Origin of the sequence: Cupriavidus pampae (genome assembly GCF_914271485.1) — a bacterium.
Taxonomy (GTDB): domain Bacteria; phylum Pseudomonadota; class Gammaproteobacteria; order Burkholderiales; family Burkholderiaceae; genus Cupriavidus; species Cupriavidus pampae.
On sequence record NZ_CAJZAG010000003.1, the window covers coordinates 200,211 to 223,028 of the forward strand.

The following is a 22,818-nucleotide window of genomic DNA, read 5'->3' on the forward strand; positions in this document are numbered from 1 at the left end:
AATGCGACAGGAAAACGCTTCAATGCCGAAACTGTCGGTCGTAACAACACTCTACAAATCAGCACCGTTTCTTGATGCCTTCTACAGGCGAATCATGGCGGAAATCTCAAAGCTGGCCGTGAGCTACGAGATCATCTTCGTCAATGATGGATCGCCCGACAATTCACTGGACATTGCCCTGGATCTTCAGCGCATCGACGATCGAGTGATTATTCTCGATCTGTCGCGGAATTTCGGACACCATAAAGCAATTATGGAAGGGCTTTCTTACGCCCGGGGGGAGAGAATTTTTCTGATCGATTGCGATCTCGAGGAGCCTCCAGAAACCCTCGGTGCCTTCTACGAAACATTCCATGTAGAAGACTGCGATGTCGTCTACGGCGTTCAGGAAACCAGAAAGGGCAAGTGGTTCGAAAGAGTCAGTGGGGCGGCGTTTTACAAGCTGTTCAACTATCTCTCGGACACCATGGTCCCCGAGAATTGGACGATCGCGCGAATCATGTCTCGTCGCTACGTCCGGTCTCTCGTGCAATTCAAAGAGGAGACCATGTTTCTTGGGGGGATCATGTCCGCGGTGGGCTATCGGCAGATTCCTCTTGTCATCAAGAAGCACCACAAGGGTACGACCACCTATACGCTCAAGCGGAAGATCACGGCGTTTACATCAGCCGTAACGTCGTTCAGTGAAAAACCGTTGAAGCTGGTTTTCTACGCGGGGTTATGCATCTCCGGCATTTCATTCACGTATGCGCTCTGGTTGGTCGTGCAAAAATTCCTTTTCGGAATCCCGGTAAACGGCTGGACAACGCTCGCAGTCTCCATCTGGATGATCGGTGGACTAGTAATGCTATTTCTCGGAATCATCGGCATTTACATCGCGAAGATTTTTCTTCAGACAAAGCATCGACCGGTGTCCGTCATCAGGAATATCTACAGGACGAACGGCGAACAGGATCTGCCTGTTCACTAAGAGTACTTAGCATCGCCGAGACAAAAAAGGCTGAATCCTTATCCAGGATTCAGCCTTTTTATTCCATCTTATAGAGGCATTTAACTCAGCGCCTCAGCCATCATTCAGGCCGCCTGTGCTGTGCTGCCAGAAGCCTCAAGCTTCTCGGACGCGGGCCGATCGGCTTGTGTCTTGCCGTCGTTCGGCTTGGCTGGCGCCGGATCGGCTGAGAGGCCGAGCAGCGCGCGCAGTCGCGCACGTTCCGCCAGCACCTTCGCACCGTAGCCACCGTCGCCGGTCGAAGTCGAACCGACGTAGAAGCGCAGACCGCCCTCGATCGAGCCGGCACGTGCGATGCAATCCTTGAGCACGAGCGCGCCAATCTTGATATTGGCGTACGGATTCAGCGCTTCGGTCACACCGCCCACGGCCTCGTACTTGTCCGAGTGAACCTTGGTCATGACCTGCATCAGGCCCTGCGCACCCACGCCGCTCTCGGCGTACGGGTTGAAGCTGGACTCGATCGCGATCACGCCGAGGATCAGCAGCGGGTCGATGCCGACCTCGCGGCCAGTCATGTATGCCGCCTTGACGAGCTGTCCCGTCGCCTGCGACGCCACGCGGTACTTACGCGCGATGTACTCGGCAACGGTTGCCTGTTCACGCGCGGTGCCAAGCGTCGCCGAGTTGCGTGCATCCAGCGTGACGCGCTGCACCGGAATCTGTGCCGCCAGGTGCGCCACCGAGGGCACCTTCGCCGCCGACTTCACACCCCACTCGTCCACGCCGGAGACGGTCGGCAGACCGGCCGTCGTAGCATTCACACCCGCATTCAGCCGTGCGGCAGACGCGTCGGCGGAAGCCGCCGGCACACCGTTGTTGGCATGGGCCGAAGGCACCGCCGCGCCGATCAGCACAGAAGGCGCTTCCTTGCCAGCCAGCGCACCGGCCAGCGAGGTACGCCATTGCTGGCTGACCGTCAGCGAGACCGCCGCAGCCACCGACAGCACGCCCAGGCTGTTCAGCGTGTACTTCAAGGTCATGCGGCCGCCACGCAGGGCACGGCTCGCAACCGGGTGAGCCAGACGCAATTGCAACGGCCCATTGACACCGGGTACCGGACGTCTGAGACGGACCTGCAATGCCCGCCCGACGCCGGGAAGATGAAGGGTTTTCCAACCGCTCATACTTACCTCCATCCGCTGTCCGCTGCAGGCGCAGGTGTTACCACCGCGCAAGCCCGATCTCAACGTATTCAAGTAAGGATGCCGCGTCCATCTAGCAGGTGATGGCCAGCATCTGTTGGCAGGGCGCTTCCCGTGCGCCCAACGTGAAACAGGGTACGCTCTTGGGGAAACGCGCCCTGCCGCTAATCTTGCTACGCATACTCACCGCACGGCTTTTATTGCCAGCGGTGTGCTGAGGTGATGAGTGCATCGGGCGACGGCTTTTTCTGCAGCACCCACTTGACAGTGGGATAAAAGCCATGTTGCGACGCAACACCTCATGAAGCAGACCGGATTGTAGGAACCCTTTTATACATCGTCAAGCATAAAACATCTTAAACTTACTACTTACAGCTATATGTAACAAAGCTTTTGAGGCCAAGTCAAGATCACCCGGCCGGGCGCAATCGCAGTGCTGGCCTAGCCTTAGGGGTGTTCGAGACAGTCTCTGACCGCCCGAATCTTTACAATTTCACGACGCGATCCGACACATTTTTTTTGCTTCGTTGCGATCGTGTGTGTATCGTTATCCACCCCATCCCAACCGGAACCAGGCGATCCGCAGGCCGCTTTTTCGCCAAACCGTCTGGACGAATTTCTATGCAATACAAAGACTTGCGCGATTTTGTCGCACAGCTGGAAGCACAGGGCGAACTCAAGCGTGTCGCGCAGCCCATCTCGCCACGACTCGAGATGACCGAGATTTGCGACCGCATCCTGCGCGATGGAGGCCCCGCGGTACTGTTTACGAAACCGCGTGATGAAGGACGTGACGCTATCTATAACGTGCCGGTGCTGGCCAATCTGTTCGGCACGACACGCAGGGTCGCACTCGGCATGGGCGCCGAGTCGCTCGCCGATCTGCGCGATATCGGCCGCGTGCTTTCCGTGCTCAAGGAACCGGAGCCGCCGCGCGGCCTGCGCGAGGCCGGCAAGCTGTTCACGCTCGCCAAGTCCGTATGGGACATGGCCCCGAAGCGCGTCAGCAGCCCCGCGTGCCAGGAGATCGTGTGGGAGGGCAACGACGTCGATCTGGCCCGTCTGCCCATCCAGACCTGCTGGCCCGGCGACGTGGCACCGCTGATTACATGGGGCCTAGTGGTGACGCGCGGCCCGAACAAGAAACGCCAGAACCTCGGTATCTATCGGCAGCAGGTGATCAGCCGCAATCAGGTGATCATGCGCTGGCTCGCGCATCGCGGCGGCGCGCTCGATTTTCGCGAGCATGCCCAGCGTCATCCGGGCCAACCGTTTCCGATTGCCGTCGCGCTCGGCGCCGACCCCGCCACGATCCTCGGCGCGGTGACGCCTGTGCCGGACACCCTGTCGGAGTATCAGTTCGCGGGTCTGCTGCGCGGCAGCCGCACCGCGCTGGCGGCGTGCCTGACGCCGACGCTGTCCGAGCTTAACGTGCCCGCCTCGGCCGAAATCGTGCTGGAAGGCCATATCCAGCCCGACCCGAATCATCCGAGCGGCTATCAGCACGCGCTCGAAGGCCCGTACGGTGACCACACCGGCTATTACAACGAGCAGGACTGGTTTCCGGTCTTCACGATCGACCGCATCACGATGCGGCGCGACCCCATCTATCACTCGACCTACACCGGCAAGCCGCCCGATGAGCCGGCGATGCTGGGCGTGGCGCTGAACGAAGTGTTCGTGCCGCTGCTGCAGAAGCAGTTTCCCGAGATCACGGACTTCTATCTACCGCCCGAGGGCTGCAGCTACCGCATGGCCGTGGTGCGCATGAAGAAGCAATATGCGGGGCACGCCAAGCGCGTGATGTTCGGCGTGTGGAGCTTCCTGCGGCAGTTCATGTATACGAAGTTCATCGTGGTGGTGGACGACGACATCGACGCGCGCGACTGGAAGGAGGTGATCTGGGCGATTACCACGCGCGTGGACCCGACGCGCGACACCGTGCTGGTCGACAACACGCCGATCGACTACCTCGACTTTGCCTCGCCGGTGTCCGGCCTGGGCTCGAAGATGGGCATCGACGCCACCGACAAGTGGCCCGGTGAGACCACGCGCGAGTGGGGCACGCCGATCGTCATGGACGACGCCGTGAAGGCACGCGTGGATGGGCTCTGGAACACGTTGTTCGATCACTGAGCCGCTCCCGACCCACTCCTGACTCGGTATCATGGCCGGATTGTCGCTGAGACGACACCCCGGCCATACCGACCAGGAGGAGACATGACACTTCCCATCGAGGAAGGTGCGCTGCTGTGGACGCCCGCGCCGGCGTTCGCCAGCGGCAGCCAGCTTGCCCGTTTCATGACCTGGCTGCGCGATACGCGTGGCCTCGACTTCCCGGACTACGACAGCCTGTGGCAATGGTCGGTGACCGACCTCGAAGCGTTCTGGGAAGCGCTGCGCGCGTATTTCGACGTCCACTTCGATACCCCCGCCAGCACGGTGCTTGAACGCCGCGTGATGCCCGGCGCGCGCTGGTTTCCGGGCGCCACACTGAATTACGTCCAGCAGGTTTTCCGCCATGCCGGTACGGGTGCCGCACGCCAGCGCACGGCGATCCGCCACGCCGGCGAAGCACGGCCGCTGGCTGATATCAGCTGGCAGACGCTCGAAGCGGAAGTCGCATCGCTGGCCCATGCGCTGCGTGAAATGGGCGTTGGCACAGGCGACCGCGTCGTCGGCTACCTCCCCAACATCCCCGCGACCGTGGTCGCCTTCCTTGCCACCGCCAGTCTCGGCGCGATCTGGTCCGGCTGCGCGCCCGACATGGGTCAGGTGGCCGTGATCGACCGCATCCGGCAGATCGAACCGAAGGTGCTGGTGGCGATCGACGCTTACCAATATGGTGGCAAGGTACATGACCGGACCGCGGTGGTTGGCGATCTGGTCGCCGCGTTGCCGTCGCTGACCGACGTGGTCACGGTCACGAGCGGATTGGTGAGCGCCGCCGCTCCCCCTTCCCCGCAGCCACGCGGTGACGGGCACACGATGCGATGGCATCGGTGGGCCGACACGCTCACGCATGACGTGCCGCTGACGCCGACCCCGGTGCCGTTCGACCATCCGCTCTGGATCGTCTATTCGTCGGGCACCACCGGCATGCCAAAGCCAATCGTCCATGGCCACGGCGGTATCGTGCTCGAGCAGCTCAAGCTGCTGGCCTTCCACGTCGATCTCGATGCCGATGACGTGTTCCATTGGTATAGCAGCAGCGGCTGGATCATGTGGAACGCCCAGATTGGCGGCCTGCTGGTCGGTACTCCCATCGCGCTGTACGACGGCAACCCCGGCTGGCCCGATGCGGGCGTGCTGTGGCGCTTTGCGGACGACGCGCGCGTGACGGTGTTCGGCGCCGGCGCGGCCTTCTATACCGCCGGCATGAAAGCCGAGGTCGTGCCATCGGCGATCGCGGATCTGTCGCGGTTGCGGGCCATCGGCTCGACCGGCTCGCCGTTGCCGGCGGAAGCCTACGCGTGGATCCACAGCCATGTACGCAAGGACATCTGGATCGCGCCCATCTCGGGCTGTACCGACTTTGCCGGTGCCTTTGTCGCGGGTTGTCCACTGCTGCCGGTCCACGCGGGCGAGATGCAGTGCCGCTGCCTGGGCGCGCGCGTGGAGGCCTTCAACGAGCAAGGCAAGGCGGTGATCGACGAGGTCGGCGAACTGGTCTGCACCGAACCGATGCCTTCGATGCCGCTGTTCCTGTGGGGCGATAGCGATGGCAAGCGCTATCGCGACAGCTACTTCGACATGTGGCCGCAGGTCTGGCGCCATGGCGACTGGATCAAGATCACGTCGCGCGGCGGGGCGATCATCTATGGCCGCTCCGACGCGACGATCAATCGCCACGGCATTCGCATGGGCACCAGCGAGCTCTATCGCGTGGTGGAAGAACTACCGGAAGTGCTCGACAGCATGGTGGTCGACCTCGAATACCTGGGGCGCGAATCGTATATGCCGCTGTTCGTCGTGCTACGCGACGGCCATGCGCTCGACGACGCGCTGCGCACAACGCTGTGTGCCCGCATCCGCTCGGCCTTGTCGTCTCGGCACGTGCCAAACGAGATCCTGCAGGTGCCCGCCGTACCGCGCACGCTATCCGGCAAGAAGATGGAGGTGCCGATCAAGAAGCTGCTGCTCGGCCATGCGCGCGACAAGATCGCCAATCGCGACGCGATGGCAAATCCGGACAGCCTTGACTGGTATTTCGCGTACGCCGAGAGTTTCCTCGCCCGGCAGATGCGCTAGCCTTGCGTCTTTAGCATCGCGGAGATCGTGCCATGACGACGGAACGCTTTCAGGGCCAGGATTTGCTACGGGTAGGGTCCCGTGACAGTTACCTGCTGCTCGCCCCCGCGCATGGCGGGCGCCTCGTGCGCTGGGTCCATCGCGGCGAAGACATCCTGTACTGGCCGGACGACGCCGACTGGACCCGCGTGGCCAAGGTCCGCGGCGGCAATCCGCTGCTGTTCCCGTTTATCGGCCGGCATTTCGTGGACGGTGAAGCCGGCAGATGGCGCGACCGGGAAGGCGTGGTACGGGAGATGCCGCAGCATGGCTTTGCGCGGGATCTCGCGTTTGCTGTGGGCGAGGTGTCGGAAGATGCGGTCAACCTGGTGCTGACCGCGTCGGCCGCCACGCGTGGCAGCTATCCGTTCGCGTTCACGTTCGACGTCACGTATCGGCTCGATGATCGAGGCTTGCAAACCGCGTTGCGCGTCACAAACCATGGCGACACGCCATTGCCATGGTACGCAGGCCATCATTTCTACTTCCGCGCCGCACAAACTTCGCGTGCAGCCTCGCGGCTGACTTTACCTGCGGCCCAGCGCGTGCGGCAAACCGCCGACGGCGGCCTCACGCCGCCCGAGCCGGGCAAAGCGCAGTACGCGCTCGACGACCCGCGCCTGCAGGACACCTTTCACGTGCTGCAGGCGCGTGAGAGTGAATGTTCCCTAGTGATTGCCCGCACGGACGGACCGCCTCGCACCATTCGGCTCTCGTTGATGGCCAACTCACCATGGCATGCCATCACTACATGGACCGAAAGCGCAACGTCCGATTTCTACTGCGTCGAGCCGTGGACGGGACTACCCAACGCCATCGGGCACGGACAGGGGCTGCGCTGGCTCCCGCCCGGACAGTCGGCGGAAGCCCGGTGCGCGCTTGCGGTGAGCTGACGCTCAGATCATCCAGCGTAGCGGCCTGACGATGCGTGACAGGCCGATCGATCACGAAGAGATACAGGCCATAGAGCCTGCCACCCGATGTCCGTCTATTTTTGGAACTGAGCGGACAACTCGGCGGGATCCCTCGCCGTTCCGCCATTCGCTCTGTAACGCGGCCATTGAGCCTTGATCACGTCCTCGCAATCCACAATCGTATCTCCGGCTTGATGGAGCTTCCGCTTGTTCTCGTAGCCGGATGCTCTCCCGACCCGCTGTTCTCGCTCAATCTCCTGGCGCGCCGCTACGATCTGCCGAAAGCACGTGATGATGTTGTACTCCGGTGATTGGTGCCAGGCTTCCAACCGTGCAAGACGTGCCGCGGAGTCTGCCAAGGCGGCTTTCCGCGCTGCAAAATCGGCCGCGCGGGTCTTTTCTTCTTCGGATCCACGTGCGGCAATTGGCAGCTCCTTGCCGATCCGGGAAACGACAAATGGCAGATCGGGGTCGGTCAGGGTCCACCCGGTAAGGGCTTCAATCACCCGCTCTCTGACGGTCACAAGAAACGCGGATGGCGGATTGTCCGGCGCTTCATCGGGGTAGATCACCACGCCGGCGCGATACATCGGCACTCTGCGGTACAGCAACATGTCCCCCAAGGACATATCGCTCGTCTCCGGTGAGAAGTAACCGTGACCGCCAGCAATCTGCCGAAGCACCTCCTTGTCGTCCCCTGCCACGGACAGAATGGACTGCGCCCGCTCCCGGGTAACGAAAATGCAGACGACGCCCCTCAGCCATAGCTCGCCCTTGCAGACGTTCTGGATTTCGGAGGCATACGTCCAGATTTTGTATTCGATTGGCGTCTGTTCCGCGGCATGTCCCACGCCCCAGCAAAGAGAGAGCAGCGCGACCAGACCCGAACGCCATTTGCGCCCCCCGAAACTCCGTACCAGATCAAAATTCACAAGACCCCTCTCGTGTTTTGGTGACCCCAGCCGAGGAACGAGCACTGGTTTATCAATATTGAAAATTGCGTTAAAGAAAAACGATTGCCTGACGTCTGAGTTTTCAGTGCAATACGCTTAGAAAATCAGCGGCAATGACCGGCAGCAATTAGAACATAACGGGCGCCCGAGAATTCGGTCCCGCCTGGCAAGGCTCTTTTGCGAGGCTTTCATACACGCTCATATGGAACGTATAGATCACATGCTTGCGAACCCATCGGAATCCCGCATAGAATGGCGGGTTCGCGGGCGTCGTATAATGGCCATTACCTTAGCTTCCCAAGCTAAAGACGTGGGTTCGATTCCCATCGCCCGCTCCACTCTTACTGAAACAAGCCGCTCAGGCAGCCCGTCTTTCCTTACGACTGGCGACGCGCCCGGCGGCTTTTTTGTTGCCATGCTTCCCCAAGAGCCGATCGAACCGACGCCGGACGACCATGCCGAGACGGCCGGTGTCCCTCCTGAAGATGTTGCGCATCCGCGCCGGATTCGCTCGTTCGTGCGGCGCGCCGGCCGGACCTCGATCGGCCAGCAGCGCGCGATCGATGAACTCGGGCCGCGCTTCATCGTGCCCTATACGCCCGCCCCGCTCGATATCGCCGCGACGTTCGGGCGTACCGCGCCCACGATCCTCGAGATCGGGTGCGGCATGGGCGAGACCACCGCGCATATCGCGCAGTTGCGTCCGCAGGACGATTTCCTCGGCTGTGAAGTGCATGAGCCCGGTGTGGGCGCACTGTTGAAGCAGATTGGCGAGCGTGGCCTTGGCAACGTACGTATCTTCCAGCATGACGCCGTGGAAGTCGCCGCGCATATGCTCACCGAGCAATCGCTCGATGGCGTGCATATCTTCTTTCCCGACCCCTGGCACAAGAAGCGCCACAACAAGCGCCGGCTCGTACAGGCGCCGCTGGTCAGGCTACTGGCCACGCGCCTGAAGCCCGGTGGCTATATTCACTGCGCAACCGATTGGGAAGAGTATGCGCACCAGATGGTCGAGGTGCTGCGCGGAGAGCCCGCGCTGGAGAACACATCGGCGGCGGCGGACGGTTTTGCCGAACGTCCCGACTATCGTCCCGTGACCAAGTTCGAACGCCGCGGGGTGCGGCTCGGACATGGCGTGTGGGACGTGGTGTTCCGGAAGAAGTAGGCAGGAAGAAGTCAGACCTGCCCTCTCCGTCAGCGAGAGGGCAGTACAGCGGCACCGTTCATGCGTGCCAGCGTATGCGCACCAAGCTCATGCGTGCCAGGACACGATCCCCGTGTACGCCGTCAGCAGCACGATCACGCCAAACGCGATGCGGTACCACGCGAACGGCTTGAAGTCGTGCGTCGCCACGAACTTCAACAGCCAGCGTACGCACAGGAACGCAGACAGGAACGCGAACACGAAGCCGATGGCGAAGATGCCGAGGTCGTCGGCGGAGAGCACCGAGCGCGCCTTGTACAGTTCGTAGAGCGTCGCGCCGAAGATCACCGGAATCGCGAGGAAGAACGAGAACTCGGTGGCCACCTGGCGCGACAGGCCGAACACCATGCCGCCGATGATCGTGGCGCCTGAGCGCGATGTGCCGGGCACGAGCGCCAGACACTGGGCGAGGCCGACCTTGAGCGCATCGCGCCAGTTCAGGTCATCGACCGATTCGATGCGCGGCGCGCCGGCCTTGGCGGCTTCCAGCAAGGCATTGCCCTGCGGATGGGACACCGTGCCGCGGCGCGCCTCGCGCCATTCCGCCCACAGGATCACGAAGCCGCCGATGATAAACGCCAGCGCCACGGTGATCGGGTTGAACAGATGGGCCTTGATCCATTTGCCGAACACCAGCGCCAGCACAATCGCGGGCACCGTTGCCACGATCACGTTGATCGCGAAACGCTGAGCGCGGCGCTCGGTGGCGAGCCCCGCGACCACGTTGATGATGCGCTGCCGGAACTCCCAGCAGACCGCGAGAATCGCGCCGAACTGGATCACGATCTCGAAGATCTTGCCTTTCTCGTCGTTGAAGTCGAGCAGTTGACCGGCGAGGATCAGGTGGCCGGTGCTGGAGATCGGCAGGAACTCGGTCAGTCCTTCGACGATCCCGAGGATCACGGCTTTCAGGGCGAGTGCGATATCCATGCGATACGGGTATTGAGAATGTTCTTGTGGTTAACGCTGAAGCATCATTGCCGGTTGATCTTGACGTTGATGCCGTCCGGCAGGACCGTGATTGTACCGGGCTCCACCTGCATTCCTGCGTAGCGCAACTGCTCGGGCTTGAACGTATAGAGCGGGTAACCCTGCAGAAGTTGCTCGGCGAGAATGCCGCCAAGCGCGTTCAGCTGGCGCGAGTACTGCCCGGACAGTCCCTGCACGTCGAACTGCTTCACTTCGGGGTCCTGCAGGACCAGCGAATGCGAAGCGGGGTCATAGCGTAGCGCGCTGTCCAGCGCGAACCTTCCGTTCAACGGCTGGCGAAAGAACAACCGGTTGTCGATGGCCGCGTCGAACTGCACCGTCACGCGATTGCGCGCGGCATCGAGGACGAGTTGCGGGTTGGTCAGCTGGACATCGAACAGCTCCATATAACGCTTGCTAAACGGAAACTTCCGTTCGAGAGCGGACTGTAGCTGCGCCTGCGAGAAGGTATATTCGTTGCCGAGCCCGGCACAGGCAGCCAGCCAGCCGGTGGCGGCCGCAGCGGTGGCGATGCCGGCGGCAGCAAGCCAGCGCCGGCGGGACATGACGATCATTGTGCAAGCTCCGTCAGTGAGCAATCAGTGAGCAATCAGTGAGCGGTCAGGATGTCGGACGGACCGCGCTCCGGCGCGGTCAGGACCTCGAGCCGCGCGAGCCATTGCAGCGCGACCCCGCGTGAGTCGCCGCACATCTCCGCGGATGGCCGCAGGCCGCCGCAGAACGCCGGACGCTCGGGCCGGCCAAACACCGCGCAGCGGTAGTCGGCCAGCAACTGCGCGCACGGCACACCGGCTGGTTTGCCGTCGGGCATGCCGGGCAGCGGCGACGCGATCGACGGCGCGATGCAGCAGGCGCCGCAGCCGTCGCGGCAGGACAGTTGAGACTGGCAACCCATAGAGAAGGTTCGGGCAAAGGTTCGGACAACGGCGCTATTGTGCCTGAGTGCGTGTACTGCACCCGGCGGCTTGACCGTCCCCCAGTGCTGGCCTACATTACTGACCCATAAGTTATTTATTGGCAAGCTTCACCCGTGCCCGCACGCTCCCCCTCCCAGAATTCGCCCCCCTCGTCGGGCGCATCGCCCAGCGAATCCGCGAACGAATCGCCAATCGACGGCCGTCGCTGGACGCGTCGCAAGGCCGCGCGCCCCCAGGAACTGGTGGCGGCAGCGCTTGAACTGTTCGTCGAGCGTGGTTTCGCCGCAACACGTCTCGAAGACGTGGCCGCTGCCGCCGGGGTCTCCAAGGGCACCGTCTACCTGTATTTCGCGAACAAGGAAGAGCTGTTCAAGACCGTGGTGCGTGAGACCATGATTCCGGCGCTGATGAAGGGCATCGACCTCGTCGATAGCTACGAGGGCTCCACGCCCGAGCTGCTGCGGGAGCTGCTGCTGGGCTGGTGGAACCTGATCGGCGCCACGCCCGTGGCCGGCCTGACCAAGCTGGTCATGGCGGAGTCCGGCAACTTCCCCGATATCGCGCAGTTCTATCAGAACGAGGTGATCGAGCCCGGCGAGCGGCTGTTCGCGCGCGTGCTGGAGCGCGGCGCGGCGCGCGGGGAGTTCCGGGCGCTGCCGGCCAACCCTTGCACCACGCTGTTCTGCGCGCCGCTGGTCTACCTGATGATCTGGCAGCGCGCGTTCAGCAACGTGTCATGCGAGCCGATCGACCCGAATGCGTTCGTGGACCAGCTTCTGCAGATGCTGCTGTTCGGCGTGACCGCAGGCGCCGCGCGCGACACCCCCTTGCCGCCGCCGACCGGACCGTTCATCTGGGAACGCATCCGCGACGAATTGCTGGCGGAGAGGGAAATGTCCGCAAACCGTTCATAAATCTTTTGCAGGCCCGCATCGCGCCGCAGCGGTAAAATAGCGGGCTTTTATGCATCTTCCCGGCCCATGGCCCCGCTCGGCCGGGAAGCACAATGGTAACAATGGTAGGCGGCCAGTATTGCACGTACTGACTACGCACCGACTGGAAGCATTGCAAGGACACGCAAGATGGATCTCGAAAAAGCCCGTTTCAACATGATCGAACAGCAAATCCGCCCATGGGACGTGCTGGACCAGGAAATCCTGGACCTGCTCGCCGTGGTCAAGCGGGAGCAGTTCGTGCCCGCGGCGTATGCCGCGCTCGCGTTCGTCGACATGGAGATCCCGCTGCCGGCCGGACAAAATATGCTGGCCCCGCGCGTGGAAGCGCGCCTGCTGCAGGACCTCGCCGTGCGCAAGCACGAGAACGTGCTCGAGATCGGTGCCGGTTCGGGCTACATGGCCGCTCTGCTGGCCAACCGCGCGCGCCACGTGCTGACCGTGGAGATCGAGCCGGAGCTGGCCGAGCTGGCACGCGGCAACCTGGCCGCTGCCGGTATCGGCAATGCCGAAGTGGCTGAAGGCAACGGCGCTACGGGCTGGGCCGCGGCCGCCCCGTACGACGTGATCTGCATCTCGGCCTCGGTGCCCGAACTGCCGCAATCGATTCTGTCGCAGATCAAGGTCGGTGGCCGTATCGCCGCCATCGTTGGCAATGCGCCGGTCATGGAAGCCCGCATCATCACCCGCGTGTCGGAAACCGAATACCAGGTGGTCAATTTGTTCGAAACCGTGGTGACGCCGCTTCAGGGCGCCGCGCAAACCTCGCGTTTCAAGTTCTGAGGAGCCTTCGCATGCAGGTGATTTCCGCAACCGAACTGTCGCAGTGGCTGGCCGCACCCGATCGCAAGAAGCCGGTGCTGCTCGACGTGCGCGAGGACCTCGAGCTCCGCACCGCCGCGATGCCCGGCATTACGCATATTCCGATGGGGCAGATTCCGGCCCGCATGGGCGAGCTCGACGACGAGGCCGAGATCGTCTGCATCTGCCACCACGGTGCGCGCAGCATGCAGGTGGCAAGCTTTCTCGAGCGTCAGGGCTATGCGCATGTGTACAACCTGACCGGCGGCATCCACGCCTGGTCCACCGAGGTCGATCCCTCGGTGCCGCAGTATTGATGTTCTGAATCTTCTCCGCAGCAAGGGTCCGCGTCCGGGGGCGCGGATTTCGCAGTCCAGCGTTCCGCTTCACACCAATTCACCGTCGCACCCGATCGCACCCGATAATTGACCGCGCCCAGCGCGGCAAGCTGGAGAAGTCATGAGTCTCGCGCCAAAGTCACTGGCACTCGCCGCGTCGCTGGTATTGCTACACCTGCCGGCATCGGCCGCGGACCTGCTGCAGGTCTTCCGCGATGCGCAATCCAATGACGCGCAATTTGCCAGTGCCCGTGCCCAGTTGCTGGCCACCAGAGAGCGACTGCCCCAGGCACGAGCGGGATTGCTGCCGTACGTGGCCGGCACCGCGGGCTCGAATCGGACCAAGGTCGACCAGTATTCGCCCGTCGAGGCCGATCGCTTTATCAACAACAGCGCGTGGGCGCTGCAACTGACCCAGCCACTGTTCCGCTGGGACCGCTGGGAAACGTACAAGCAGGGCGAGCTGGCCTCGCTCGCGGGCGAGGTCTCGTTCCAGCAGGCGCAGCTCGATCTGATCACGCGCGCCTCGCAATCATATTTCGATGTGCTGGCCGCGCAGGACAACCTGTATCTGGCGCAGGCGCAGAAGAAGGCCATTGGCGAGCAGCTCGAACAGGCCAAGCGTAATTTCGAGGTCGGCACCTCGACCATCACCGACGCCAACGACGCCCAGGCACGCTACGACCTGGCGACCTCCACCGAGATCGCCACCACGAGCGCGCTCGAAGTCAGCCGCGCCACGCTGCAGCAGATCACCGGCAAATCGGTCGATGAGCTGCTTGGCCTGCGGGCACAGGCGCAGATTCCGGGACCGGTACCCGCGGACGTGAACGCGTGGGCGTCGCAGGCCGAGCAGAGCAACCTGCAGGTCAGCCTGGCCAACTACAACCTCGAGACCGCCGAGCGCGAAACGAGCAAGGCCAAGGGCGGTCACCTGCCCTCGGTCGATCTGGTCGCGTCCTATGGCTACACCAATGCCACGGGCACACAGACGCAGATCGTGAATCAGGCAGCGCGCTACAACAGTTCGCAGGTGGGCGTGCAGCTGACGATTCCGATCTTCGCCGGTGGTGCGATCCAGTCGCGAGTGCGCGAGACGCTGGCGCTGGCCGACCGCGCCGCATCGGACCTCGAGTTCGCGCGCCGTACGGCCGCGCAGAACGCGCGCCAGACCTATTCGGGCGTGTACAACGGGCTGGCGCAGGTCAAGGCGCTGGAAGCCGCAGAACGCTCGGCGCTGAGCGCGGTGGAGTCCAACCAGCTGGGGTATGAAGTCGGGGTGCGGATCAACATCGACGTACTGAATGCGGAGGCGCAGCTGTTCCAGACGCGTCGCGACCTGTCGAAAGCACGCTACGACACGATCATGAACGGTCTGCGGCTGAAGGCGAGCACCGGCGTGCTGTCGGAAGACGATGTGGTGCAGATCAACACGCTGCTGACCGAGCACACGGGCGCGATGTACGAGCTACCGGATTGGAAGCGACTGAACAATCTGGGGCCGCGTAATAACGCGCCGCGGGTTGCCCCGCCGGCGAACGCGATCGTACGGTAACGCCGCTACGCCGCTCCGCGGCGCGCCTCGATGGCCGCAAGGCCAAGCAGTACACCCGTCACGCCGGCATAGAACACGATGTTGGCCTGATGCGCCATGGTCACCTGCGTGAGACCGCAGATCAGACTTGCCATCACTACGCCGAGTCCGGCCCCGCCAAGGCTGACGCCCTGCGAACTCCCGTTGCGACGGCTGGCGGCGAGGCTGCGTCGGAACAGTTCGGCGGGCACCAGGAAAAGACCGAGCAACGCTAGCAGCCCCGGGATACCAACCGTCGAGACCGCCTCGACCATGTCGTTATGCGCATGCTCGAGAACGCATGCCAGCGAGTTGGTCTGTTGGCAGAACGACGACTCGTGCAGGATTCGTGCGAATTGACCGACACCAGCGCCGGTCAACGGATGCGCGGCCGCGTACTGAAGGCCGATGTGCCAGATCTTCAGGCGCACGCCCACGGACGTTTCGATATTGCCTTGCGTGAACTGGCGGATGTCGTCGACGACCTGATCCACACGATCCGCTACGGGACTGTGTGGCACGATATAGGACCCTACCGCCAGCACCGCAACGGCTGCGGTGGAGATCACGAACATGCGCAGACTGAAGCGGCGATAGCGGACCAGCAGAAGGGGGAAAACCGTCACCAGCATTGCCAGCATCGCGCCACGCGTGCCATTGAGCATCAGGATCAGCGCCGCGCAGATGACGCCGAACCAGGCCATCACATGGGCGCGCATGGTGTCACCGGGCCTCGCGAAACTAATGAGCCCCAGCGCCGCCACCATATTGGCAAAGGCAATCGCCTGAATGAATCCCGACGGGCGCAATTGCCCGCCAATGTACCGTTGCCCCAAGACGATCAGCAATGCGCAGAAAAGACCGACAGTGAGCCCTCGCCACATCCATTCCGGCCGCGGTGCCTGTGCCACGACAACCCAGCATGCGAGCACCGCGAGCAAGGCGCGCGAGGGATTGTCGACGACATCCCAGTGCGTATGGAAGTAGAGCTTTGATCCGACGTAAATCAGAATGAACGCCAGTACCGCGCAAGTGATCGGCTTCAGCACGGCCCCGTAAGCTCGCCACGCAACGCCCATACGCCGCCAGCCGAGCAGCGCCAGCAAAACGACGGCGCCCATGAAGACTCCCGCTCCGCGCGGGACACAAAGCACCAGAATCGGAAAGGCGAACAGGAGGGCGTCGGCAGCAACCGAAAGCCTGGGAGTACGTGCGATCATGGGTCGAGGAAAACTTTGGAGGCGTGGGTCTTCGACCCTGTTCCGGCATGACGGTCATGCCGACGGCGCATTATAGAGGATCGTCACAAGCGCCTCTCCCCTGCCCTTTCCGGCTAGGTTACCCGCCGCGGCGGCGCTCTTCCACCTTCAGCAACTGCCAGCGAATCGACGACGCGTCGGCGGGAGGGTTCGGCACGCGGTATTCGCGCACGCGCAGCTTGTAGGCCACGCCCGATTCGAAGTCGAGCCCTTCGATCGGACCGTACCAGAGTTGCCATGCCGCATCCTCGCTCTCGCGCCAGCGATAGCACTGCATGCGGCCGACGCCCGTGCATTCCACGCGTTGCGAGTCGATATAGACGATTTTCTCGACCCCGGATGCCGCGTCGATCTTCGCGCCACGGCGACCCACGCCTTCGCGTTCGGCGAACTGGAGCAGATCGCCCTCGGCAGTCTTCCAGATGATCTGGCGCCCCTGCGGCGTGGCGGACGGTTGCGACGCGACAGTCGTGAAAGGCGACTGCATCGCGCGCAGCAGCGCGCTCTCGAACCCCATGCGCTCGCCAGGGCAAGCCATGCGCGTGCCGGCAATCCGATCGAAGCGAATGCCGGTGGATGTCTTGCCGTAGCTGCCCGTAAAGCGGTTGCAGCCGCTGTTACCGCTGACGGTCCCCTGCGCCGCATCGATGCCGCTATTGAACTCGAAGATCACGGGCTGACCGTTGTCGCCTTGTGGCAACTCGCGCAGCGTGCCATCGGCCTGCTGCCAGCGGACGAGTTCCCAACGGGAGGGACCGTCGGACTGCGTCTGCGTGAGGCTCGCGCCCGCGCCTGGCGAGTCCGCTGTGGTGGTCGTGGTACACGCGCTCAACAATGCCAGAGTCGCAAGGGTGAGCGTGGCGGGCAAGCGCTGAATGTTCGGCATGAATCCGCTCCTTGGTTGTTCTGTCATGGCGCCGCCTTGCATGGCGGAAAAACGTCGCAAACAATGTCGCAAATAATGTCGATAACTACGCGGCAAATCTACACGCAAGCGCAGCATTTGCCCCCGCCTTACCGCTGGCGCGACGTTACCGTGTCCATCACGGCGCCTCATGTGCATGGCGCGCAACGGCTGTGCCAGGCACCGCGCATGTCTTTAGCGCAAGGCCGGCGCCAGTGTCGACAGCGTACGCGCGGTGGCGCCGCGATGCATCCCCGCGAAGGCCAGCGCATTCGCCCGCATCTCGCGCAGCGCCTTGCGGTCGGCCAGAATGCGGGCGGCGGTGGTCATCAGCACGTCCGCGTTGTCGACACGTTCGCACGCGCCGGCCGCAATGGCATCCTCGGTGGCCTGCGCGAAGTTGAACGTATGCGGGCCGATCAGCACGGGTGTGCCGCAGGCGCAGGCCTCGATCAGGTTCTGTCCACCGAGCGGCATCAGACTGCCGCCGATAAACGCGATGTCCGAGGCCGCGAAGTACATCGGCATCTCGCCCATCGAATCGCCAAGCACGATGTCCGCCGTGATCGGCGCCGGTCCGTCAGCGTCGACATCCAACGCGCTGCGACGCTGTACGGTAAAGCCTAGCCGCGTGGCGAGCGCTGCCACTTCATCGAAGCGTTGCGGGTGCCGTGGGATCAGCAGCAGCGCCGGGCGTGCTTCGCCCGGCCAGCGAATAAATGCGTCGAGCAGCATCGCCTCCTCGCCCTCGCGCGTGCTCGCCGCAGCCAGCACGGCGCGCTCGCCAAATGCGCGTCGCAACGCCTTGCCGCGCGCGAGCAGCGGCTCCGGCGGCTGCATATCGAACTTGAGGTTGCCCGTGATCGTCACGCGCGTCATGCCCAGCGCGCGATAACGCTCCGCATCGCCCGGTGTTTGCGCCAGCACCTCGGTGAAGTTCTGATAGATCGCCGACGCCGCGTTGCCAAAGCGCGCGGTACGGCGATAGCTGCGCGGCGACAACCGTGCATTGACGAGATACAGCGGCACGCCGGCTTCGCGCGTGCCGTGCACGAGATTCGGCCACACCTCGGTTTCCATCAGCAGCGCCGCCTCGGGCCGGAAATGCCGCAGAAAACGTCGCACGAGCCAGGGCACGTCGTATGGCACGTAGCATTGCTGCACGCGCGCATTGGCGCCGAACAACTGCTGCCCGGTCTGGCGTCCCGTCGGCGTCATATGCGTGAGCAGCACGCGATGATTGGGATGGGCGGCGAGCAGCGCCTCGACCAACGGCTGCGCGGCACGGGTCTCGCCCACTGACACCGCGTGGACCCAGAGCCACGGACCCTGCGCGGGGATGTCGTCGTAGCGGCCGAGCCGCTCGCCAACATGATGGACGTATCCCGGTTCCTTGCGCGCGCGCCAGACCAGGCGCAGCAGCGCCACGGGCAGGATCACGATCCACAACAACGTATAAAGCAACCGCAGCATCAAGACTCCGCACCGCGCACGCGCGTGGCGGCGGCATAAACTTCATCGACGGACGGCACGATACCGTCGTCCCCCACGTTGGCGATGCGATCGGACCAGTAGCCTTCGGTCTTCCAGCGCCACGTGGCCGTATAGATCTCTACCGTCGGACGGCACAGCGCCGCCGAGATATGCACAAGGCCGGTATCGACGCCGATCACGACCTCCGCGCGATTGATCAGGCCAAAGCCCTGCATCACCGAGAAACGCGGCAACACGCGCGCGCCGGGAATGCCCGCGGCAATGGTCTCGGCATCGCGCCGTTCAGCCTCGTTGCCCCACGGCAGCAATACCGTCAAACCTTCCGCGTGCAGGCGCTGGCCCAGCGCATGCCAGCTCGGCACGGGCCAGCGCTTCTTCGCGCCAGCCGTGGCATGGAAGCACACCGCATAGCGTGCGGGCAGATCGGCCCACAGCGGATCGTTGATATGCAGCGAGCGCGCGCGCTCGCCAAAGAAGCGTGGTGGCTCCGGTGGCGTGATCGCGGTCAGCGCCGCGCCCAGCAGACGCGAGCGGCGTACCGAATGGGTCTGACGTGGCACCGTGACCGGCGCGGTGTAGAACAGCCGCGCGGCCGGCTCGTAGCCCGAACCCTGCGTGGCATTGGCGAGCCCGACCACTGGCGCGCCCGCCACGCGTGCGGCAGTGCGCGCGACCACGGCAGTCTTGAGCAGACCCTGGGTCTCGAGCACGGCGTCATAGGGCCGCGCGCGAATCGCATCGCGCAAGGCCGCGAGTTCGCGCCACGTATCGCGCCGGTAGAAACGCTTGCGCCAGCGCCGCAACGCGAACGGGATCACGTGCGAAACCTCCGGTAACAGGCGCACGAGGTCTACGTAGCCCTCTTCCACGACCCAGTCGATCTCGCATGCGGGCCAGCGCGCGCGCAGGTCGTGCACCAGCGGCATGTTGTGAACCACGTCACCGAGCGATGAAACCTTGACGATCAGGATGCGCGCGGGCACGAAGTCCGCCGGCAGCGCATGGGGATACGACGCCGGCGCGAGATCGTCCGCCGGCGCCATGAGCGGCTGCGTCATCCGCTCAGAACGGGAGCTGCGCATCCGGCTTCTCGGCCAGGATCACACGCTTGAACTCGGCCTGGATGCGTGCGAGCGCCGCATCGTTGTCCGCTTCAAAGCGCATTACGACCACGGGCGTGGTGTTCGACGGCCGTGCGAGACCGAAACCATCTGGGTATTCGACGCGCACGCCATCGATCGTGATGACCTCGCGCGCACCGTCGAATTTCGCATTCGCGCGAATCTTGTCGAGCAGCGTGAACGGCTCGCCCTCGGCGCACTTGAGCTGAAGCTCAGGCGTATTGTTCGCGTTCGGCAGCGCGTTGAGCACGGCGCCCGGATCGTCATGACGTGACAGGATTTCCAGCAGGCGCGCGCCCGTGTAGAGGCCATCGTCGAAGCCGTACCAGCGGTCCTTGAAAAACACGTGGCCGCTCATCTCGCCGGCGATCGGCGCACCGGTTTCCTTGAGCTTGGCCTTGACCAGCGAATGGCCGGTCTTCCACATCAGCGGCTCGCCGCCGTGCTGGCGAATCCACGGGGCCAGCTTGCCCGTGCATTTGACGTCGTAGATCACCTGCGCGCCAGGATTGCGCGACAGGATCTCCTCGGCGAACAACATCAGCTGGCGATCGGGGAAGATGACCTGACCATCCTTGGTCACCACGCCCAGACGATCGCCGTCGCCATCGAAGGCCAGGCCGATCTCGCAATCGGTCTCGCGCAACGTCTTCATCAGGTCCTGCAGGTTTTCGACGTGCGCGGGATCGGGATGGTGGTTCGGGAAGTTGCCATCGACGTCGCAGAACAACTCGACCACCTCGCAACCGAGGCCACGGAACAGATCGCCGACGAAGGCACCGGCCACGCCGTTACCGGCGTCGAGCGCGACCTTCATCGGCCGCGCGAGCTTCACATCGCCGAGGATGCGCTCGAGGTACTGCTGGCGGATATCGACGAGCTTGTAGCTGCCGCTGCCCTGATTAAACTTGGCCGCTTCGATGCGCTGACGCAGCGCCTGGATCTGCTCGCCATAAATCGCCTTGCCGGCGAGCACCATCTTGAAGCCGTTGTAATCGGGCGGGTTGTGGCTGCCGGTCACCATGATGCCCGACGTGGCACGACGGCCATCGATCTCGATATTGGTACCGAAGTAGACGATCGGGGTCGCGACCATGCCGAGGTCGATCACATCGACGCCCGCGGCACGCAGGCCTTCCACGAGGCCACCAAGCAGATCGGGGCCCGACAGACGGCCATCGCGGCCAACCACCACGGCCTTTTCGCCCAGTTCGACGGCCGCCGAACCGAACGAGAGGCCGATCTGGCGGGCCACTTCCACAGTCAGCGTGCGGCCGACAATGCCGCGAATGTCGTAGGCCTTGAAGATCGAGGGGTCAATTTGCATAGATCGTCCTTCCGGGAGTGCGGTGTGTCCGTCACCTGGCAGGCACTGCCAGGGGGCGGGTCCAAAGGCGCCATTTTGCCGGATTGCGGCGACGGCGGCAGTTATAATCGCCGAGTTACGCGCATTCGACCATCCGAGTTCGTCTGATCCTGCGCTTTGGCGCCCGGCTTTCGTACAGGGATTTCGTGCCGGGATTTCGTTGCAATCGCTTGCCGTCACAGTTTGCCGCCGCGGTGCGGCACTGCAACGTGCGCCGTCGCACGGTATCCAGCACCGGCCGACGTTCCGCGTAACCGCCGAGATAATATCGTCCCATCGTCAGTCCGACCGCCTTCGTGCCCACCCCACCCGCTCCACCCCACCCCCGCGTCGCCTACCTGATCACGAACTCCGAGATCGGGGGCGCGCAGACGCACGTTGCCGATCTGCTGCGCGCACTGCGTGGCCGCGTCGACGCCACGGTGCTGGCCGGCGGCAATGGCCCGCTGTTCACCGCCGCGCAGGCCGCCGGCACTCGGACGATGGTGTTGCACCGCCTCGACAACCGGCTGTCGCCATGGCGCGCCGTGGGCGCGTTTCTCGAAGTCCTGCGCGCGCTGCGCGCCGCCGCGCCGGACCTCGTTCACGTGCACAGCGCCAAGGCCGGCGCGCTCGGCCGCCTGGCGGCATGGTGGCTGGGTGTGCCGGTGGTCTATACGGTGCACGGCTTCGCCTTCAAGCCCGCCGCCCCGATGTTGCGCCGCTTGGCCGCGCGCATCACCGAATGGTGTCTGGCCCCGGTGACCACGCGCCTGATCTGCGTGGCGCAAGCCGAGCGCGCGCTGGCGGCGTCGCTGCCGATCCCGGCGGCACGCATTGACGTGATTCGCAACGGCGTTGCCGACACGCCGCTACGCGCGCAATCGGACGCCCCGCTGCGACGTATCGTGATGGTCGCGCGCCTGGCCGCACCCAAGCGGCCCGATCTGCTGATTCGAGCGTTTGCGCAGGCGTGCGAGGATCCTGCGTTGGACGGCAGTGAACTCGTCATCGCTGGCGCAGGGCCTGCGATCGCGGAATTGCAAGCCCTCGCGGAGCGCGTGGCACCCGGACGGATCTCGCTGTGCGGTAACGTTGCCGATATCGCGGCGTGGCTCGCGTCGGCGCAGATATTCGCGCTGATCTCCGATCACGAAGGTCTGCCGCTGTCGGTGCTCGAGGCGATGCGCGCGGGCCTGCCAGTTGTCGCGTCGGATCTGCCCGGCATTCGCGAGCAGCTTGGACATGCCGACGGTGCCGATGGCGCCGATGCCCGCCTGATCGCCGGCAACGACGTTGACGCGCTGGCCCACGCCCTGCGCGAACTGGCGGCGTCGCCCGCCCTGCGCGCCGCGCTCGGCGCGCAGGCACGTGCCCGCTATGTACGCGACTTCGGCCTCGATGCAATGGCCGATGCCACATGGCGCGTCTATCGCCAGGCACTGGCGGGCCGCTCGGCTGACCTCGCCCATGCCCACCCCCGTGCCGACAAGGAGGGCGCCTGAAGTGAGCCTGCACAAGGACACCCCACACGCGACGCCACGCAGCGCCGTCGACAGTGCCATCGGTGGGCCAGCCGCTGTGGCCTCATCGGAGACCGCGCGC

General features: G+C 63.9%; 20 protein-coding genes and 1 tRNA gene. 11 read left to right on the plus strand and 10 right to left on the minus strand.

The window, feature by feature from the left end:
* Positions 1-22 precede the first annotated feature (22 nt).
* A complete protein-coding gene (locus LDO41_RS08655) occupies positions 23-970 on the plus strand; it encodes a glycosyltransferase family 2 protein (protein WP_223984898.1) in 948 nt (315 codons plus the stop codon).
* Positions 971-1,074: 104 nt separating this feature from the next.
* Here the strand turns inward: LDO41_RS08655 and LDO41_RS08660 are convergent, their stop codons facing one another.
* A complete protein-coding gene (locus LDO41_RS08660) occupies positions 1,075-2,136 on the minus strand; it encodes a lytic transglycosylase domain-containing protein (RefSeq protein ID WP_223984900.1) in 1,062 nt (353 codons plus the stop codon).
* A gap of 639 nt (positions 2,137-2,775) precedes the next feature.
* On the opposite strand from LDO41_RS08660, the gene ubiD reads away from it, so the two are divergent.
* The 3 genes from ubiD to LDO41_RS08675 all read left to right on the plus strand — a co-directional run bounded on the left by ubiD (position 2,776) and on the right by LDO41_RS08675 (position 7,337).
* A complete protein-coding gene (gene ubiD / locus LDO41_RS08665; RefSeq protein WP_223984903.1) occupies positions 2,776-4,290 on the plus strand; it encodes a 4-hydroxy-3-polyprenylbenzoate decarboxylase in 1,515 nt (504 codons plus the stop codon).
* 84 nt (positions 4,291-4,374) lie between these two features.
* Positions 4,375-6,405, plus strand: a complete 2,031-nt coding sequence (locus LDO41_RS08670) for an acetoacetate--CoA ligase (RefSeq protein WP_223984904.1) — start codon at positions 4,375-4,377, stop codon at positions 6,403-6,405.
* Positions 6,406-6,437: 32 nt separating this feature from the next.
* Positions 6,438-7,337, plus strand: a complete 900-nt coding sequence (locus LDO41_RS08675) for an aldose epimerase family protein (RefSeq protein ID WP_223984907.1) — start codon at positions 6,438-6,440, stop codon at positions 7,335-7,337.
* Positions 7,338-7,432: 95 nt separating this feature from the next.
* On the opposite strand, the gene LDO41_RS08680 is transcribed toward LDO41_RS08675, so the two are convergent.
* Positions 7,433-8,290 carry a hypothetical protein gene (locus LDO41_RS08680; protein ID WP_223984918.1) on the minus strand — a complete coding sequence of 286 codons (858 nt, stop codon included), beginning with the start codon at positions 8,288-8,290 and terminating at the stop codon, positions 7,433-7,435.
* 284 nt (positions 8,291-8,574) lie between these two features.
* Between LDO41_RS08680 and LDO41_RS08685 the strand changes: the two genes are divergently transcribed.
* Positions 8,575-8,649 (plus strand) — tRNA-Gly (locus LDO41_RS08685).
* Positions 8,650-8,726: 77 nt separating this feature from the next.
* The gene (trmB, locus tag LDO41_RS08690; RefSeq protein WP_223984920.1) at positions 8,727-9,479 is read left to right on the plus strand and encodes a tRNA (guanosine(46)-N7)-methyltransferase TrmB; all 753 of its coding nucleotides are present in this window, start codon (positions 8,727-8,729) and stop codon (positions 9,477-9,479) included.
* An 87-nt stretch (positions 9,480-9,566) separates the two neighbouring features.
* Here trmB and LDO41_RS08695 read toward each other — a convergent pair whose 3' ends face one another.
* The 3 genes from LDO41_RS08695 to LDO41_RS08705 are packed head-to-tail and all read right to left on the minus strand — an operon-like array spanning position 9,567 to position 11,403.
* Positions 9,567-10,448 (minus strand): undecaprenyl-diphosphate phosphatase, encoded by an 882-nt coding sequence (locus LDO41_RS08695; protein WP_223984923.1) that lies wholly within the window; start codon positions 10,446-10,448, stop codon positions 9,567-9,569.
* Positions 10,449-10,492: 44 nt separating this feature from the next.
* A complete protein-coding gene (locus LDO41_RS08700) occupies positions 10,493-11,062 on the minus strand; it encodes a DUF1439 domain-containing protein (protein WP_223984925.1) in 570 nt (189 codons plus the stop codon).
* Positions 11,063-11,097: 35 nt separating this feature from the next.
* A complete protein-coding gene (locus LDO41_RS08705) occupies positions 11,098-11,403 on the minus strand; it encodes a YkgJ family cysteine cluster protein (protein ID WP_223984928.1) in 306 nt (101 codons plus the stop codon).
* Between the two features lie 213 nt (positions 11,404-11,616).
* Between LDO41_RS08705 and LDO41_RS08710 the strand changes: the two genes are divergently transcribed.
* From LDO41_RS08710 to LDO41_RS08725, 4 genes are all read left to right on the plus strand, one after another.
* Positions 11,617-12,339, plus strand: a complete 723-nt coding sequence (locus LDO41_RS08710) for a TetR/AcrR family transcriptional regulator (protein WP_223986932.1) — start codon at positions 11,617-11,619, stop codon at positions 12,337-12,339.
* 168 nt (positions 12,340-12,507) lie between these two features.
* The gene (locus tag LDO41_RS08715) at positions 12,508-13,161 is read left to right on the plus strand and encodes a protein-L-isoaspartate O-methyltransferase family protein (RefSeq protein ID WP_223984931.1); all 654 of its coding nucleotides are present in this window, start codon (positions 12,508-12,510) and stop codon (positions 13,159-13,161) included.
* Between the two features lie 11 nt (positions 13,162-13,172).
* Positions 13,173-13,496, plus strand: a complete 324-nt coding sequence (locus tag LDO41_RS08720) for a rhodanese-like domain-containing protein (RefSeq protein ID WP_223984933.1) — start codon at positions 13,173-13,175, stop codon at positions 13,494-13,496.
* Positions 13,497-13,638: 142 nt separating this feature from the next.
* Positions 13,639-15,072 carry a TolC family outer membrane protein gene (locus tag LDO41_RS08725; protein ID WP_223984935.1) on the plus strand — a complete coding sequence of 478 codons (1,434 nt, stop codon included), beginning with the start codon at positions 13,639-13,641 and terminating at the stop codon, positions 15,070-15,072.
* A gap of 5 nt (positions 15,073-15,077) precedes the next feature.
* Here LDO41_RS08725 and LDO41_RS08730 read toward each other — a convergent pair whose 3' ends face one another.
* From LDO41_RS08730 to LDO41_RS08750, 5 genes are all read right to left on the minus strand, one after another.
* The gene (locus tag LDO41_RS08730) at positions 15,078-16,310 is read right to left on the minus strand and encodes an O-antigen ligase family protein (protein WP_223984937.1); all 1,233 of its coding nucleotides are present in this window, start codon (positions 16,308-16,310) and stop codon (positions 15,078-15,080) included.
* Between the two features lie 118 nt (positions 16,311-16,428).
* Positions 16,429-17,235, minus strand: coding sequence for an META and DUF4377 domain-containing protein (locus LDO41_RS08735; protein ID WP_223984939.1), 807 nt, complete (start codon positions 17,233-17,235; stop codon positions 16,429-16,431).
* 213 nt (positions 17,236-17,448) lie between these two features.
* Positions 17,449-18,726, minus strand: a complete 1,278-nt coding sequence (waaA, locus tag LDO41_RS08740; protein ID WP_223984941.1) for a lipid IV(A) 3-deoxy-D-manno-octulosonic acid transferase — start codon at positions 18,724-18,726, stop codon at positions 17,449-17,451.
* Positions 18,726-19,829, minus strand: a complete 1,104-nt coding sequence (gene waaC / locus LDO41_RS08745; protein WP_223984943.1) for a lipopolysaccharide heptosyltransferase I — start codon at positions 19,827-19,829, stop codon at positions 18,726-18,728. Before waaC ends, waaA begins: the two co-directional genes overlap by 1 nt.
* Positions 19,810-21,195, minus strand: coding sequence for a phosphomannomutase/phosphoglucomutase (locus LDO41_RS08750; RefSeq protein ID WP_223984952.1), 1,386 nt, complete (start codon positions 21,193-21,195; stop codon positions 19,810-19,812). The genes waaC and LDO41_RS08750 overlap by 20 nt, the downstream gene beginning before the upstream one ends.
* Before the next feature lie 335 nt (positions 21,196-21,530).
* Between LDO41_RS08750 and LDO41_RS08755 the strand changes: the two genes are divergently transcribed.
* On the plus strand, positions 21,531-22,718 hold the full coding sequence (locus tag LDO41_RS08755; protein ID WP_223984955.1) for a glycosyltransferase family 4 protein: 1,188 nt from the start codon (positions 21,531-21,533) through the stop codon (positions 22,716-22,718).
* The last annotated feature ends 100 nt before the right edge of the window (positions 22,719-22,818 follow it).